This window comes from Streptomyces sp. PL-29, assembly GCF_058344425.1.
Genome location: NZ_CP136996.1, coordinates 346,597 through 362,185, shown reverse-complemented (window position 1 = coordinate 362,185; position 15,589 = coordinate 346,597). Strand labels below are relative to the sequence as shown.

General features: G+C 72.7%; 15 protein-coding genes and 1 pseudogene. 5 read left to right on the top strand and 11 right to left on the bottom strand.

Annotated features, from left to right (window positions below):
• Positions 1-11: 11 nt before the first annotated feature.
• A complete protein-coding gene (locus R4Z63_RS01700; RefSeq protein WP_384450640.1) occupies positions 12-530 on the bottom strand; it encodes a mycothiol transferase in 519 nt (172 codons plus the stop codon).
• A 79-nt stretch (positions 531-609) separates the two neighbouring features.
• A complete protein-coding gene (locus R4Z63_RS01695) occupies positions 610-2,124 on the bottom strand; it encodes an MFS transporter (RefSeq protein WP_384450637.1) in 1,515 nt (504 codons plus the stop codon).
• Positions 2,125-2,277: 153 nt separating this feature from the next.
• Between R4Z63_RS01695 and R4Z63_RS01690 the strand changes: the two genes are divergently transcribed.
• From R4Z63_RS01690 to R4Z63_RS01680, 3 genes are read left to right on the top strand one after another with little or no spacing between them, the layout of a single operon-like run.
• Positions 2,278-2,715 (top strand): MarR family winged helix-turn-helix transcriptional regulator, encoded by a 438-nt coding sequence (locus R4Z63_RS01690; RefSeq protein WP_037922144.1) that lies wholly within the window; start codon positions 2,278-2,280, stop codon positions 2,713-2,715.
• Positions 2,716-2,726: 11 nt separating this feature from the next.
• On the top strand, positions 2,727-3,098 hold the full coding sequence (locus R4Z63_RS01685; RefSeq protein WP_384450633.1) for a DUF4180 domain-containing protein: 372 nt from the start codon (positions 2,727-2,729) through the stop codon (positions 3,096-3,098).
• Complete coding sequence (locus tag R4Z63_RS01680) at positions 3,095-3,670, top strand: HutD/Ves family protein (protein WP_037922149.1); 576 nt, start codon at positions 3,095-3,097, stop codon at positions 3,668-3,670. The genes R4Z63_RS01685 and R4Z63_RS01680 overlap by 4 nt, the downstream gene beginning before the upstream one ends.
• Positions 3,671-3,770: 100 nt before the next feature.
• Here R4Z63_RS01680 and R4Z63_RS01675 read toward each other — a convergent pair whose 3' ends face one another.
• The 3 genes from R4Z63_RS01675 to R4Z63_RS01665 form a co-directional block, all read right to left on the bottom strand.
• The gene (locus R4Z63_RS01675) at positions 3,771-4,367 is read right to left on the bottom strand and encodes a hypothetical protein (protein ID WP_384450629.1); all 597 of its coding nucleotides are present in this window, start codon (positions 4,365-4,367) and stop codon (positions 3,771-3,773) included.
• A 153-nt stretch (positions 4,368-4,520) separates the two neighbouring features.
• Positions 4,521-4,868, bottom strand: a complete 348-nt coding sequence (locus R4Z63_RS01670; protein ID WP_037922151.1) for a VOC family protein — start codon at positions 4,866-4,868, stop codon at positions 4,521-4,523.
• Between the two features lie 120 nt (positions 4,869-4,988).
• The gene (locus tag R4Z63_RS01665) at positions 4,989-6,794 is read right to left on the bottom strand and encodes a galactose oxidase early set domain-containing protein (protein WP_384450625.1); all 1,806 of its coding nucleotides are present in this window, start codon (positions 6,792-6,794) and stop codon (positions 4,989-4,991) included.
• Between the two features lie 272 nt (positions 6,795-7,066).
• Between R4Z63_RS01665 and R4Z63_RS01660 the strand changes: the two genes are divergently transcribed.
• Positions 7,067-7,717, top strand: a complete 651-nt coding sequence (locus R4Z63_RS01660; RefSeq protein WP_037922155.1) for a DUF4360 domain-containing protein — start codon at positions 7,067-7,069, stop codon at positions 7,715-7,717.
• Positions 7,718-8,420: 703 nt separating this feature from the next.
• On the opposite strand, the pseudogene R4Z63_RS01655 reads toward R4Z63_RS01660, so the two are convergent.
• The 5 genes and pseudogenes from R4Z63_RS01655 to R4Z63_RS01635 form a co-directional block, all read right to left on the bottom strand.
• Positions 8,421-9,465: pseudogene (locus tag R4Z63_RS01655) on the bottom strand (LacI family DNA-binding transcriptional regulator).
• Between the two features lie 267 nt (positions 9,466-9,732).
• Positions 9,733-10,086 (bottom strand): PRC-barrel domain containing protein, encoded by a 354-nt coding sequence (locus R4Z63_RS01650; protein ID WP_384450621.1) that lies wholly within the window; start codon positions 10,084-10,086, stop codon positions 9,733-9,735.
• A 156-nt stretch (positions 10,087-10,242) separates the two neighbouring features.
• Positions 10,243-10,500, bottom strand: coding sequence for a hypothetical protein (locus R4Z63_RS01645; RefSeq protein ID WP_037922187.1), 258 nt, complete (start codon positions 10,498-10,500; stop codon positions 10,243-10,245).
• A gap of 101 nt (positions 10,501-10,601) precedes the next feature.
• On the bottom strand, positions 10,602-11,690 hold the full coding sequence (locus tag R4Z63_RS01640) for a carboxylate-amine ligase (protein WP_384450617.1): 1,089 nt from the start codon (positions 11,688-11,690) through the stop codon (positions 10,602-10,604).
• A gap of 249 nt (positions 11,691-11,939) precedes the next feature.
• Positions 11,940-12,776, bottom strand: a complete 837-nt coding sequence (locus tag R4Z63_RS01635; RefSeq protein ID WP_037922931.1) for a class II glutamine amidotransferase — start codon at positions 12,774-12,776, stop codon at positions 11,940-11,942.
• A 154-nt stretch (positions 12,777-12,930) separates the two neighbouring features.
• On the opposite strand from R4Z63_RS01635, the gene R4Z63_RS01630 reads away from it, so the two are divergent.
• A complete protein-coding gene (locus tag R4Z63_RS01630) occupies positions 12,931-15,360 on the top strand; it encodes a SpoIIE family protein phosphatase (protein ID WP_384450614.1) in 2,430 nt (809 codons plus the stop codon).
• A 48-nt stretch (positions 15,361-15,408) separates the two neighbouring features.
• Here R4Z63_RS01630 and R4Z63_RS01625 read toward each other — a convergent pair whose 3' ends face one another.
• The gene (locus R4Z63_RS01625) at positions 15,409-15,579 is read right to left on the bottom strand and encodes a hypothetical protein (RefSeq protein WP_157840247.1); all 171 of its coding nucleotides are present in this window, start codon (positions 15,577-15,579) and stop codon (positions 15,409-15,411) included.
• Positions 15,580-15,589: the final 10 nt, after the last annotated feature.

Below are 15,589 nucleotides of genomic sequence, written 5' to 3'. Positions count from 1 at the left end.
CCCGTAGGGGCTCAGGACGTCCGGCCCCGCTCCAGCACCCCGCGGACGAAGGCCGCCTGGCCCGCGTGCTGGAGGTCGTCGGCGAGCACGCTGACCAGGCGGACTCCAAGGGTGACCGGCGGGTCCCAGCGCTCGTCGACCACCCGGTCCAGGTCGGCGGCCGCGAGCCCCCGGACGAAGCCCAGGGTCTGCTCGTGCACCGCGTCGAAGTAGCCGAGCAGGAGCTCTCCCGCATCCACCCTCACGGCGCCCGCCTGCCGCGCGGAATGGGCGTAGCCGGTGGATTCGGTGGGCAGCCGCAGGGCGAACCGGTCCGCCCAGCCCCCGGCCTCCCACACCTGCTCCAGGCCTGCCGCGGCCGCGATGTGGTCGTCCTGGATCCGGGTCAGGTGCCAGACCAGCCAGGTGACGGAGTTCGCGGCCGGGTCGACGCGGGCGTTCAACAGGTCCGCGGGCGCGCCGTCCACGGCCTCGTACACGGCCTCCCGGATCCGGCCGAACCCGTCCGCGATGACGTCCGTAGCCTTCATGCACCCACCATGCAAGGCCCGGCGGCCCACCCGGTGCGAACGACACGCGGGGGCGGGGCGCCGGGCCGGCGGTCCCGGGTCAGCCGACGGCGTCGGCCTGTGCGGGCTCGGCGGTCCGGCCCGGTCCGGCCTCGGCCGGCCGCGCGGCAGCCGGCGCGGCGGGCCGGTGGCCAGCGCGCAGGCCGAACCGGCCGATCAGCCCGACCAGGGCGAAGGCCGCGGCGCCGATCCCGAAGGTCAGGGTGAACCCGGACTCGGCGGGCAGCGGGGGCACCCCCGCGGGCAGGTGCTCGATGGTGTTGGACGCGAGGATCGTGGTGACGACGGCACTGCCGATCGCGCTGCCCGTCGAGCGGGAGATCGAGTTGATGCCGTTGGCGATGCCGCTCTGGTGCGGCGGGACGCTGGACATGATCACAGCTGGCATGGCGGCGTACCCGAAGCTGACGGCCGCACCGACGACCAGACCGGAGCCGATCACCGAGAACGCGTGGCCGTGGTCGACGGCGAGCCAGCCGAAGCCGGCCGTGCCCAGCAGGGCGGCCATGCCCAGTGCCGTGCGCGGACCGCGATGGCGCACGATCCGGCCGCCGATGGGCGAGGCCAGCAGCGAGACGATCGCGCTGGGCAGCAGGAACTGCACGGAGGCGCGCAGGATCGACGCGTCGAAGCCGTAGCCGGTGAGCGCCTCGGGCATCTGCACGAGGTACGAGACGCCGAGGAAGCTCGCGAACATGCCGAAGCCGACGAGGAGGCCGGCCAGGTTGGCCATCAGGACCGGGCGGTGCGCGAACATCTTCATGTCGACCAGGGGCTCGCGGACCTTGAGCTCGGTCACCACCCACACGGCGGCCATCACGGCGGCGCCGGCGAAGCTGCCCAGCGTACGGCCGGAGGTCCAGCCCCACTCATGGCCCTGCGAGATCGCCAGCAGGAGCAGCAGCAGCGCCGTACCGAGGGTCAGGGCGCCGAGCACATCGGTGCGCCCCCCGGATCCGGTGCGGGTGCGGGGGACCAGCAGGACCACCGCGAGCAGGGCGAGCACCGCGAGGCCGGTCGCCATCCAGAAGGCGTTGCGGTAGTCCGCGTCGGGGCCGGAGGTGAGCAGGCCGGTGGCGACGAGCGCGAGGCCGCTGCCGAACGCGAGCGTGCCGCTGACCAGAGCCATCGCGCCGGGCAGCTTCTGCGGGCGGACCTCTTCGCGCAGCACCGAGAGCGCCAGCGGGAAGATCGCGGTGGCGGCGCCCTGCAGGACGCGGCCCAGGATCAGCAGCGGGAGCGAAGGGGCCAGCGCCGTGAGGACGGAGCCGGCGACCATCACGCCGAGGACGGCCACCAGGGTGGGCTTCTTTCCGTGCTGGTCTCCGAACCGGCCGAGGAGCGGTGTGAAGACCGCCGCGGACAGCAGGGTGGCGGTGGTCACCCAGCTCACGTCGGCGGTCGAGGAGCCGAGGTCGTCGCGGATGAGGCCGAGGATCGGGACCGGCAGGGTCTGCATCATCGACACGACCATCGCGGCGAGGCTCAGGGCGAAGACGACGGCCGTCTCGTGGCGCTGCCGGGAGGCTGCCGCGGCCGGGGAGGGGGTGCTCATGGCTGGGGGGACCTTCTTCGTGTTTCGGAGCTGAGGAGCTTCGGAACCCAGATGTTTGATGTCATCAAGTAACGCGATCGAAGGTAGAGCTCGATATTTCAGGTAGTCAAGTAAACAATTGATAATGTGAAGCAACCTGGGTAGGCTCCTCGCATGAGCGAGACCGCCACCCACACCCCGACGAAGGTCCAGCTGCTGGAGCTGCTCGCAGCCATCGGCACCGCCCAGTGGCGCGAGTTCGCCGCGGCCGCCGCCCAGTACGGCCTCACGCCCACCCAGGCGCGGGTCCTCGCCCAGCTGGACGGCCCGGTGCCCATGCGCGGCCTCGCCGCCCTGCTCGTCTGCGACGCGTCCAACGTGACCGGCATCGTGGACCGGCTGGAGGCCCGCGAGCTCGTGCGGAGGGAACCGTCCGCCGCCGACCGCCGCGTCAAGAACGTGGTGGCCACGGAAGCCGGCCGGGAGGTCATCCGCCGGGTGCGGGAGGAGATGCAGGCGGCCCACGGCGCGCTCGACACGCTCGACGACGCCGAGAGCGCGACGCTCTACGCCCTGCTGGCCCGGCTGAGGCCGTCGATGGAGAAGAGCTAATCTCGACCCCCGTGGACACTCTTCAGCGGATCAACGACGTGCCCGTGCTGATGTGCGCGGCCGAGGGCGAGACCATCGCGGGTGAAAGCGAAGCCCTGGACTGCATCGGCAACGCCTCCTACCTGGGCGCCGAGTGGGCCGTCATACCCGTCGAACGCCTCGACGAGACGTTCTTCCGGCTGAGCACCCGGGTCGCCGGTGGGATCATCCAGAAGTTCGTCCAGTACCGGGTGGGCCTCGTCGTCCTCGGCGACGTCTCCCGCCACACGGAGGCCAGCACGGCGCTGCGCGACTTCGTCCGCGAGTGCAACCGGGGCCGCCAGACGTGGTTCCTCGCTGACACCGACGAGCTGCGCGACCGGCTGACGGGCGCCGGGGCGTGAACGGCGACCACATCCGGATCCTGCGCGCGGCCGACCGCCCCGCCACGGTCTGGAAGAACGGCGGGGGAGTCACCCGGGAGATCGCCGTCTGGCCCGCGGACGCCGACATGGACTCGTTCCGGTGGCGGGCGAGTCTGGCCGAGGTGGCCGCCGACGGCCCCTTCTCGGCCTTCCCCGGCATCGACCGCACCCTGACCCTCGCCGAGGGCGCGGGCATGGACCTCGTGGTGGGAGGCGAGCGCCGGCTCGTCACCGAACGCTTCGCACCGCAGGACTTCGCCGGGGACGAGCCGACGGACTGCCGGCTCGTCGGCGGTCCGGTCGTGAACTTCAACGTGATGTACCGCCGCGGCACGACGACGGCGCGGACCGTCGTCGTCCGGGACAGCCTCGCCCTGGCGGCCGAACCGGGCGAGACCCTGCTGGTGGTCGTCCTGGACGGCTCGGCGGCGCTGGACACCCCGCAGGGCCCGGCCCGCACCCTGGGCCCGTACGACGCGCTCCTCGCCCGGGGCGGGTTCGCCGGACGCGTACGGACCGACGGCCGCGCCGCTGTGGTCCGCTTCCGCTAGGGCAGGGGCCGATCGATCGGGAGCCCGTCCAGCCCGTCCAGCCCGTCCAGCGCGTCCCGGCGGGCTGACGGCGGCACCGGCGAGGGCGGAGCGGCCGACGTCATCTCGCGGGCACGGTGGGGGCCGGGGGGTGAACCTCCAGGACGACCGCGGTGCCGGCCACGGTCCGGTCCTCGTACATCTGGATCTGCTGGCCGGTCTCGACGTGGGTCCAGTGGGCGGGGGTGAGGGGAACGAGGCGGACGGTGGCCCGGCCGCCCGGCTGCAGAAGGGGCATGTCCTCGACCCACAGTCCTGCGATGCTCACCGCGACACCTCCGGTCGGTGAGAGGTTCCCGATGTCCCACAGGGGCCGCAGGACACCGTGACCGGAGATCGGCGTCCTGCGTCGGGCCTCCGTGGTGGGACGAAGCGTCAGATCGGCCCGGACCATTCCGTTGCGGATCTCGGCACACCGCCAGTGGCACCAGGCCCGGCTCTGCTCGAAGCCGAGCTGCTCGGCCGCCTCGGCAAGCTGCTCCCAGAACGCCGAGGGCAGCGGCGGCCCGTCTCCGAGCTCCTCCAGCAGGCCCACGGCCGTCCGCCATTCGTCGTGGGCGAGATAGTCCCAGACGTCCAGCACGGTGAGGTCGTTCTCGGTGGCGAGCTCCTCCGGGACGAGGAGCGAAGCCGCTTCGAGTAGCTCGGTGACATGCATGCAGTCATGGTCCGCCATGCTGTCGGGCCGCGTCGCATCGTCCCGCTCCAGGTCCTGTGCGGCGTCGGGATGACGAGCCCTTCCCGTACACCGCGTCCTGGCGCGCATCGCCCCGCCGGACGGCAGGCGTGCGGTCCGGCGGGGCGGAGTACGTCAGCGGTGGCCCAGTACGTTGACCACCCGGCCGTTGGGGTCACGGACGAAGAACCGCCGCACCCCCCACTCCTCGTCCTGAAGAGGGTGGACGATCTCCGCGCCGCTCTCCCGCACGGCCGTGTAGGCGGCGTCCACGTCGTCCACCTCGATGCTCATGTCGGGAACAACGGGTGCGGTCTTGTCCCGGGACATGATGCTGATCTGCGCCGTCGGACTGGACGGGGACGCGAGCGTCATGATCCAGCCGTGGTTCATGACCTCCTCGAACCCGAGCAGGCCGTAGAACTCGCGGCTCTCCTGTGCAGCCTCCGACTGGACATTGGGTACGACACGTCGCGTGGCCATCGATGTCTCCAAGGTGGGAACGAGCCGGCGTTGGGGCTCCCCAGAGGTACTACGGCCCGCGGGCCGCCGCACGCGCTTTCGGCGCACGCTCCGAACAAGCCGCTGCCGGCCGGTCGCCGATCAGCGGGTGCCGAGCTTGATCCATTTCGCCGTGCTGGGGACGCCCTGCGCGTCGAGCAGGAAGAGCATGTAGGAGCCGGGCGGCGCGTCGGCGGCACCGGGTGGGGTGCGCAGCGCGATCCGGTGGCCCTGGATGTCGGTGATCCGCAGGTCGAGGTGGCGCTGGCTGGTGTTGACCGAGTGCGTTGCCGTCGTCGGGGCCAGCAGTACGGCGCGCCTGACGTCCTCGGCCGTCGAGCTGGACACCTGGAAGGCCGTGTCGTACCGGAGGTCGCCCGCCGGGACCCGGTCGAGCGCCGGCCGGGCGCCCCGGTGCAGGTAGGCGGGCTCGTAGAGCTCGATGCTGCCGTCCATCCCGTCCCCGACGTCGGGATCGTTGGCGATCTGCTGGAGTTCGTCGCCGGTGACCATCATCCGTCCGTCCGGCAGCACCAGGGCGTTGGAGTGGTAGCCGCGCGGCAGCCGTTGGGCCGGTCCCGTCCTCCACCGGCCGCTCGCGTCGCGCACCTCGATCTGTCGGTACTTCGGGTCGGCCTCCGGGTTGAACGGGCCGTGGCCGTAGTCCCTGGTGTCCAGGGCCCCGTTGACAGTGAGCAGCGTGCCGTCCGGCAGGATCAGGGTGTCGTCCTGGGTGCGGCCGAAGGCCCTGGGCTCCTCGGTCGTCCAGCGTCCCCCGGACAGCCGGTATGTGTGCGGGTCACGCGGGTCGCCGCCGAGGACGAGGACGGAGTCCGGTCCCCGGAAGCCCGCCGGCAGCGGCACGGCCGAGCCGTAGCCCCGGAAGTCGGCGGGCCGCCGAGGAAGCTCGCTGCGTACGTCCCCGACCGGGTCGAAGAGCCACTGCTGGTCGGCGTCGCGGCCGAGGCCGTAGATCATCCCGTCGCGCAGCGAGAACAGGTGCGGGTAGTCGTTGCGGAAGGGGGCGTCCGAGCGGAGCCGCTCGGCGGGGACGCCGGCGGGGATGTCGTACGGCCGCCAGGGCACGCGGTGTCCGAGCGCGGGGAAGCGTTCCACCACCGGGGTGGGGGTGCCCGTGCCGCGCTCGGACTGGCCGGACATGATGATCTGTCGGCCGTCCGCCCCGGTCACGACCGAGGGGTACCAGCGGCCGACGGCCAGGTCGCGGTTGCGGAACCACTTCTCGGTCCACGGGTCGAAGACGAAGGACAGCCGGGCGCCGCTGCCGCCCCTGCCGCCGAGGTTGCCGCCGAAGACCCCGACCATCCCGTTGGGTAGGTAGGAGTGCCCGGCACAGAAGAACGGCGCCGGGCGGGGGGAATGGGTGCCGTCGGGCATCAGCACCACCGGCGGCGGTACGTTCCGGAAGGCCCGGGGCCCGGTCCCCGCAGCGGGGTTCCAGAGCCAGGCGCGGCCCGCGTTGGCCGGGCCGACGGTGTTCGTCGGCCCGGTCTCCTTCGTGGGGTCGGACTCCACGCGTTCGAAGGAGAACAGCAGCACCTTCCCGGTGGGCAGCAGGGCCACGTGGACGCCGAAGTCGGGGGAGGGGAAGAACTGCGTGAAGCGGCCGAACCGGGCGGGGTCGAAGCCGGCGTTGACCCTGCGCTGGGACTCCTCCAGACCGGCCAGGCTCGCCGTGCGCCTCGCCTGCGGGTACCCCGTGGTGTCCTGGGCGGCCCGGCGCAGCCGGGCGTGGGCGCGGGCATGCTCCTCGCCCAGGACGCCGGCTTCGTCGCCGGTGTGGTGGACCGCGGCCCGGGCCGGCGCGGGCGGCCCGGCGGTGGGAAGGGCCAGGGCTGCGACGAGGGCCAGCGCCGACAGGACGGCGGACCGGGACGGGCGGGACATCGAACTCCTCACCGCAGGATGGCCCGGAGCGGAGGTCGGGGACGGCTCCGGAAGCCGCTGAGGGACTGAAGGAACCCGCCGATATTAGGGCATAAGTGGAGATATGCCATGGATGACCGGCCCGGCCGATGCTTCTTGAAGGTCTCTTGGGGCCGATTGCCGGGCTATTTGGGGCGATTTATCGTTTCTGCGGTGAATCGTTTCGGCCGTCAAGGTGAGACCGCGTGCCCACCGGCCGGCTCCGTCCGGCGCGGACCGCTATCCATGTCGGTGTGATCAAGTCGCTCCGTACCGGATTCACCGCAGCCGCCGTGACCGCAACGCTCGTCACGCTCAGTCCCGCCGCCGGGGCCTCCCCCTCGGCCCCCCTCGACCAAGTGGCCGTGGATGTCGCCACGGTCAACGGATCGGGCTGCCGTCCCGGCAGTGCCGCCGTCGCCGTGTCGCCCGACAACTCGGCCTTCACCGTCACCTACAGCGAGTACGTGGCCCAGGCGGGCGGCGGCGCCCCCGCCGTCGAGGGCCGCAAGAACTGTCTCCTGTCCCTCGTCGTGCACGTCCCGCAGGGCTACACCTACGCCATCGCGAAGGTGGACTACCGGGGCTTCGGCAGCCTCCAGCCGGGCGCGGTCGGCACGCAGAAGGCCAGCTACTACTTCCAGGGCATGAGCCAGACCGCTTACCGGACCCACCGGTTCGTCGGGGCGCTCGACGACAACTGGCAGGCCACCGACACCACCGGCATCGAAGCCCTGGCCTGGTCGCCCTGCGGCGAGCAGCGCAACTTCAACATCAACACCGAACTGCGTGCGGAGGTGGGCACGTCCGACCCGTCGAGGACCAGCTTCATGGCCCTCGACTCGACGGACGGCAGCATCAACAGCGTGTACCACTTCTCCTGGAAGCAGTGCCCCCAGCGCTGACCGGCAGAGCACGCTGCCGGCCCCGTCGGGGACCGGTTTGCGGCATCGCCTCGCGGACGGATCCGTCCATCGAGCGGCTGTGGCCCGTAGGGCGTGTCCGGCCGTTCATGTGACTACTTCGTGCCCGAGTCGTTCCTGTGGGCATGGGGCGGGGCGATCTCGCGGATGCCGAGTGGGAACGGCTTCGGCCGTTCCCACCGGTCGGCAGCGGGCCTTGTGGCACGGTAGACGCTCCGGTTCTGGCGTCGGGCGCCCGGCGCGTGCCGCTGTCCCCACCCGTGTTGCCGGCGTGCAGGAGAACCTGAAGAGGGTCGGGTGATGCACTCCTCGCCCCGCCCGAGTCGGTGGAGAGCTTCGGCCGTGGTCAACGCCGAGACCTGGTCGTAGAGGTGGGCCTTGTAGGCCCGGGCCTGGTAGCCGAGAGGGACGGCCTCGTCCCGCGTGCTGCCCAGGGGCGGGCGGAGTCGACGGATCGCTGGAACACCTCCAGGGGCGTGTTCGGCACAGCCATGGAGTCTGTGCAGCGGCCGGCACCTCACCGATGGAGCACCGAACAGACCATGGCTCGGCTCGTCGGCTGCCGCCGACTCCACCGCCGCCATGAGCGCAGGATCGAGCACGAAGCAGCGAAGGAGTCCCCGAAAGCGCCCCACAGCGCCTGACCGGCGGGGATCCGGGGCCTGCGTCGGGCGCGGGCTCCACGTCAGGCCGACGCGCGCTCCACCAGGATCGTTTCGGTGATCACCGGCCCCGGCGCGGTCCGGCCCTCGCGGCCGTCTCCCAGCCGCTCCATCAGCAGCCGGGCCATCGTCCGCCCCATGCCCTCGATGTCCTGACGCACCGTCGTCAGCGGAGGGTCGGCGCTCTCCGCCACCGGTTCGGCGTCGTCGAAGCCCACCACCGAGACCTCCCCGGGGACCACCCGGCCGCGCTCGCGCAGCACGCGCAGTGCCCCGGTCGCCATCAGGTCGTTGCCGGCGAACACCGCGTCGATCGAGGGGTCCCGGTCCAGCAGTTCGGCCATCGCGCGGGCTCCGCCCGCCGCGGTGAAGTCCCCCACGGCGACCAGCTCGGACCCCGCGGCCGGGAGTACGTCGCGATAGCCGCTCAGCCGGTCGGCCGCCGAGGTCTGGTCGAGCGGGCCGCAGATGTGCGCGATCCGTCGCCGTCCCCGCGCCAGCAAGTGGCGTACGGCGTCCCGGGCACCCCCGCGGTTGTCCGCGTCCACGTATGTCACCCGGCCGTCCTCCCCGGGCCCGGCGGTCCAGCCCGGACGCCCGCCGTAGACCATGGGCATGCCGATGCGGGCGGCGATGGAGGGCAGTGGGTCGTCGGTGTGCAGGGAGAAGGCGAGGGCTCCGTCGACATGGCCGCCGGCCAGGTACCGCTCGATGCGGTCGTAGTCGCAGTGGTCCTCCACCAGCAGCAGCACCAGCTGGGCGTCGTGCGCGGTCAACTCCTTGCTGATGCCGCGTATCTGACGGGAGAAGAAGGGGTCCCGAGAAGATCCTCGCCTCGGGTTCGGGAATGATCACCGCGACGGCGCCGGTGCGTCGGGTGACCAGTGTGCGGGCCGCGTGGTTCGGGATGTAACCCAACTCCTGGATCGCCGTCTGCACCCGTTCGGCCAGATGCGGGCGGACTCCGTCACCGCCGTTGACCACACGGGAGACCGTGGCCCTCGACACGCCCGCGAGCGCCGCGACGGCCTCCAGGGTGGGACGGCTGCCGGAACGCGGTTCGGGCACGTGATTTCCTCCATGATCAACAGGCGGTGGCCTCGCCGAACAGAAGGGTAACGGGTGATCAACGTCCGGGGTGAGCCCAGGAGGTGGACCGGAGCGGGGAGGGGTGTTCCGCCGGTACGGCCTCCCCGGCACGGACCGCTCCGGCAGGGTGCCGTCGGCCGGGGCCGCGGGCGACGACGCGCCCGTCGGCGGTGACCCGCGGGAAACCGCCCGGTCCCGCGCGACCCGGGCAGGGGCACGCACCCCGCGCGGGCCCCTACCGGGCCGCTACATGTGGGACTGCCCGTAGTAGTGGCCGAACCGGTCCATGAAATTCGGCTCACCGGCGTACTTGGCCTCGTCGAAGTCGGGCGCGTTCCTGATCTGCTCCTTGGTCAGGCTCAGGTAGACCTTCTCCTCGGCCGTGTCGATGCGCTCGACGACGCCGGCCGGCAGGAGGACGTGCTTGCCGAGGATCCAGACGCCCGTGTCGACGACGATGTGGGAGGAGCGGAAGTCGGCGGAGTGCTTGTCGACCTTTCCGATGTGGCCGTCGGTGGCCTCGACCTTGTAGCCGACGAGGTCGATGCCGCTGTGGTGGTCGGCAGCCTCGTGGTATCCCCAGATGTCCTTCTCGGTCACGACTCCCGCCTCTCTGCAACCGTACGCGTAGCCGGCCCCAGGCCCTGCCCGACCGGTGACTCCGGTGAGGAGCCGAGGACGCCGCCCCGGTGGACGGCAAGGAAGGTGGGGGCGCGGCCCGTGGGCGCCCCGTGGCTCCGGTGCACGGCGACCTCCTCAGGTGGAAGGTCGCCGGGGGCCGGCGGGCCGTTCGCCGTCCGGCCCCGTCCAGCGGGTGCCCGGGCCGGACCGGCCGGGCTCGACCGGCCGGTCGAGGCGGCTCGCCTCGTCCGTGTCCGCGGCCCGCGTGGTCCCGTCGTCCCCGCCCGCGTCCCCGGGCGCCTTCCCGGCCCGGGGTGCGGCGTGCGGTGCCCGGTGCCGGTCTTCGTCGCCGTGGTGCAGCGGTACTCCTCCTGCGCCGCCCTGGTCGTCCATGACAGCTCCTTCCATGTCCCCGGAGCCCCCTCACCCGGCGCGTTCCCGGCCGAGGTGACGGGAAACCCCTCTCCATCGCACGGCCCTCGTGTCGTCTCGTGTCATGCGGCCGCCGTTGCCGCCGCCAGGCTGTCGACCACGTCGGCCAGCCGTCCCCGCCGGGCACGGGCGGCCCGCTGACGGCTCGCACCACCGCCCTCCGCACGCAGCCGGTCGAGCAGGGTGTCCACCAGGAGCAGGTCGCCGGCCGCGGCGAGTCCGGGTTCGGCCCGCTCCCGCAGCCGATCGAGCATGTCCCACACCGGCACGTGCGCCCCGCCGACCGGGTCGAGGCCCCATCCGCCGTCCAGCCCGTGCAGGGCCGCGAGCCGGTGCGCCTCGCGCAGCCGCCCGCACTCCAGGAACGGCGCCGGCCTGCCCTCGTCGCGCTCCGGCAACAGCACCCCCGCGAGTCCTCGGACGAGCGCCGCCAGCAGGACGACGGTGTCGAGGCGGGCGTTCACGTCGGCGACGCGGATCTCCAGCGTCGGCACGTGCTCGGACGGGCGGGCGTACCAGTAGATCATCCGTCGGTCCAGCAGGGCCCCGCACCGCACCAGATCATGGGCGATGCGCTCGTAGGCGGCCTCGTCCAGGAAGGGAGCGGGCCCCACCGTGGGCCATCGGGCGTGTTCGACCGCCCGCCAGCTGGCGTGGCCGGTGTCCCGGCCGCGGTCGAAGGGGGAGTTCGCGCTCAGGGCCTGCAGGGCGGGCAGCCACGGCCTGAGCCGGTTGGCCAGGTCCAGGGCCTGCGCCCGGGAGGACACGCCGATGTGGACGTGGCAGCCGCACACCGGCTGGTCGTGGCCCGCCACGGCCGAGGCGAAGCGGACCGCCATGCGCCGGTAGCGCTCGTCCGGAGTAACGGTCAGCGGACGCTCGGGCGGGATCACTGGAGTGCCGGTGCCGACGAGCAGGCAGTCCTGTGCCCGCGCCGCCCGGACCAGCTCGGCCCGCAGCCACGCCAGCTCGGCCCGCAGCACCGCCGTGCTCGACGTCGGGCTCGTGCACGACTCGACCTGTGCGGTGAAGAACTCCGGCTGGACCAGCGGCCCGAGTCTGCCCGAGGCCGCCTCGATGACCCCGGCCGCGCGGCCCACCGGAGCCCTGCTGCGGCGCTCTACGAGCAGGAACTCCTCCTCCACGCCCATGGTCGGTACGGTGGCCGCGGCGGGGCCGCCGCTTCCCGGTCCGACCGGCGCGCGCGGGGACCGGCTCCCGTGACGAGGCGCCGACGTGAACACGGCCAGTGACATCGGGGGTCCTCTCGGTGAGGGTGGGGGCCTCCGGCCTCCGGTAGGAACCGGCATGGCCGAGGCGGTGGTGCCGTCCTTCCAGGCCCTCCTCCTGTGCTTCGCCCACCCGCCGGACCACCCCGCGCGCGGGGGCCGAGGCCGTGGCTAGAGCTCCGGAATGAAAGGGAGGTAGTCCACGTCCCGACCGGACGGGACGACCGCGTAACTGCTCTCGGGGAGTTCGTTCCACACACCCGGAAGGTCACCCAGCGGCTCGGACACCACGATGCGGGTCTCGTCCGACACCTCCCTGAGGTAGTCGATCTCCGGGTAGAGGTGCCGGACCGTGTCGGCCCTGCTGCTGTAGTAGAGCGAGCGCGACCTCCCCTGACTGGAATACCGGAACGCCCACACGCGCTCACCGTCGCTCACCGCCACCGTCATCTGGAGCGGTTCCGCCACGCCGTGCTCCTTGCCGAGGCGCTCCACGAGCCCCGCCATCCTCGCCACCGCGCCCGGGGGGTCCTGGTCGAGCCCGTAGGTGACCGCGAGGTAGAACATCACCTCGGAGTCCGTGGACCCCTCGATGCACGAGAACAGGGCCGGGTCGACGGCCATGCACAGATCGCGCTGGAGCCGGTGGAAGTCCCCGATCGCCCCGTTGTGCATCCACAGCCAGCGGCCGTGCCGGAACGGGTGGCAATTCGTCTGTTGGATCGCCGAGCCGGTCGAGGCCCGCACGTGCGCGAAGAACAGCGGCGAGCGGACGTGCGCGGCGAGCTCCTGGAGGTTGCGGTTGTTCCAGGCCGGGCCGATGTCGCGGAAGACCGCAGGCGTCCCGTTGCCGTCCGCGCTGTACCAGCCGAGCCCGAAGCCGTCGCCGTTGGTCGATTCCACACCCAGCCGGGAACGCAGGCTCTGGTTGATCAGCGAATGCTCGGGGCGGTAGAGCACGGTGTCGAGCAGCACGGGCGTACCCGAGTAGGCGAGCCACCGACACATGCGCACCATCCCTTTCGCGGCCTGCTCCGAGGGTAACTCCGCGGACGGCGCCCTTCCCGCGGGGCGCAGCCGCGCCCGAAGCGCGGCAGGCCCCCGGGCCGCGGCGGGCGGGCCGAGCCCGCACACCGGCTGCGCGCCGTGCCATCCTCGACGTATGACGCACGACGTCGGACCCCCCGGCGAAGGCACCTCACCCGAGGTGCTCGCGCTGGCCAAGGTGGTCGCCAGGCTGCGATCGGAGATCGCGGACCTGGAGGGCGTCTCCGCGTCCACGGCCGTCCTGGAGCGCGCCAAGGGCGTCCTGATGGCACAGGAGGGCATCTCCGCGGACGCGGCCTACGAGAGGCTGCTGGAGCGTGCGACCAGGCAGGGCAGCACCCTCATGGAGGAGTGCTGGCTTGTCCTGGGCCGGGTCGGCCCCGGCCGGCCGCCCGCCGTACCGGCCGGCCCGTCGGTGCCGGCCGCCCCGGACCGCGGTGCCCGGCCGGAGCAGGCCGTCGGCGCCGGGGGCCCCTGCGACGGTCCGCCGGACGCGGACGGGCTGCGCCCGCTGCTGGCCCGGATCGCGGAGTGCCTGGCCGAGGCACGGGACGAGGCAGACGTCGCGGAGCTGCTGCGCGCCGTGCTCGCCGAGGCGATCGGCGTGGACGCCGTGATGATCTACACGGTGACGGTAGCGGGCAGCCTGGACCTGACCGGGCACGCCGGCATCGACGAGGAACTGGCTTGCCAATGGGCCCACGTTCCGCCGCTGAGTGGCGTCGCCGCCCTCGAAGCCATCGCCGCCGGGCACTCCGTGTGGCTCGAGGACCCGGCGCAGGACGCGCGCCGCTACCTGCTGATCGGCAACCCGCCCGAGCGCTGGCCCTCGCGCGCCTGGGTCCCCGTACCGTCCGACGGAGCCGTCAGGGCGGCCGTGGGGTTCCTGCGCACCAGGCCCGGCGTCTTCGACGCAGGTACCCGCACGCTGCTGCGCCAGGCCGTGCGGCTGTGCGGTGCGCTGCTGCGAGCCTTCGGCGCGCCCGGCGGCGGCGCGGCCGAGGGCGCGGCGGCCCCCGACGCCGCGGAACAGGTGCAGCGCATCCTGGACGTGCTGTCCGGCCCCGCGGTCCTGCTCACTCCGCTGCGTTCGGCGGCGGGGGAGATCGAGGACTACCGCATCGACGCGGCGGCGCCGGAGTCGGTCGACGTGGCCGGGCGCCGGGGCAAGGAGCTCATCGGCCGCAAGGTCCTGGAGACGTATCCCACCGTGGCGGGCACCGCACTGTGGGAGGGCTACCAGGACACGCTCGCCACGGGGGCGGTGTACGAGGGGGAGCCCTTCCGGTACCACGACGTGGGGGCCGGATTCCCCCAGGAGTCGGTGTACTCCGTCCGGGCCGCCCGTCTCGGGGACCGCCTGGCGGTCTCCTGGATCCGGCACGACACCAGCGAGCGCGAGATCCGCAGACTGGCCGAACTGCAGCGCCTGGGCAACCTCGGCTGGGCGGCCTGGCACCTGACGACGGACCGCGTCGTCTGGTCCGACCAGGTCTACGCCATCTTCGACCGGGAGCCCGCCCTGGGGCCGATCGGCCTGGAGGAGCTGCCCCGCCACGTGCTGCCTGGGGACCGCGAGGGTCTCGCCGCGTCCGTCCGGCGGCTGCTGAGACTGGGCCACCCCGTGGACCGGCCCTTCCGGATCACCACCGGCGAGGGCGTACGGGACCTGCGGATCGTCGTGGAGGCGCAGACCGCCGCCAACGGCACCCCGGTCGAGGTCCACGGCTTCTTCCAGGACGTCACCGCCCAGCGGGACGCCGAACGCGCGCTGCGGGAGAGCGAGCGGGCCGCCCTGGTCCAGCGCGGGATGCTCCAGGCCGAGCGCGCGCTCGCAGCCCGGCTCCAGTCGACCCTGCTACCCATCCCCGAACAGTCCCTGGAACTCGCCGGCCTGTGCGTCGGAGTGGCCTGCACGCCGGCCGACAGCGGGGCCAACGTCGGTGGCGACTGGTACAGCGCCATCGAACTGCCCGACAGGAGCGCGCTCTTCGTCGTCGGGGACGTGGCCGGCCACGGCCTCGCGGCCGTCGGGACCATGGCTCAACTGAGGTTCACCGCCAAGGGCATGGCCATCACCGGATCGGCCCTCATCGACGTCCTGCGCCGGCTCAACAACCTGCTGCTCCACACCGACGCGGAACCATCCGCCACCGCGACGATGGTCATCGCCCGCTACCAGCCCGAGGACCGGCGCCTGACCTGGGCCCGAGCCGGGCACTTGCCGCCGCTGCTGCTCCGCGGCGGCCGGGCGGGCTTCCTGCCACAGCCCGACGGCTGCCTCCTGGGCGCCGCCCACGACTCCGTCTACGGACAGGCCGTCATCGACCTGCTGCCCGGCGACCGCCTGCTGCTCTACACCGACGGTCTCGTGGAGGAGCCGGGCGAGGACATCGACCTCGGACTGGACCGGCTCGCGCAGGACGCCCTCCGACTTCTGGGGAGCGGCACGGACGAGGAGCTCGCCCGCACGCTGGCGGGGCGGCGTCGGGCGAACCGCGACGACATCTGCGTCCTGGACATCCACCTCCCGGACGAGGCGTGACCCCGTCCGGGACGTGGCTGCCCGGCTGGTGCGAGGGCGGCTGTCGGTTCAGGTGTTGAGGAGCCGGTTGAAGAACGAGCGGTAGTGCTGCAACGCGACCCTCAGGTCCTCCGTCGCCACCTGCTCGCCGCGGTCCCACCGGCCCTCCAGGCCCTGCTTGCGCGTGGAGAAGCTGCCCGCCAGGGCCTGCATGAACGGCGCAGCGCGGCCGGTGCGCACCGGCCGCGCC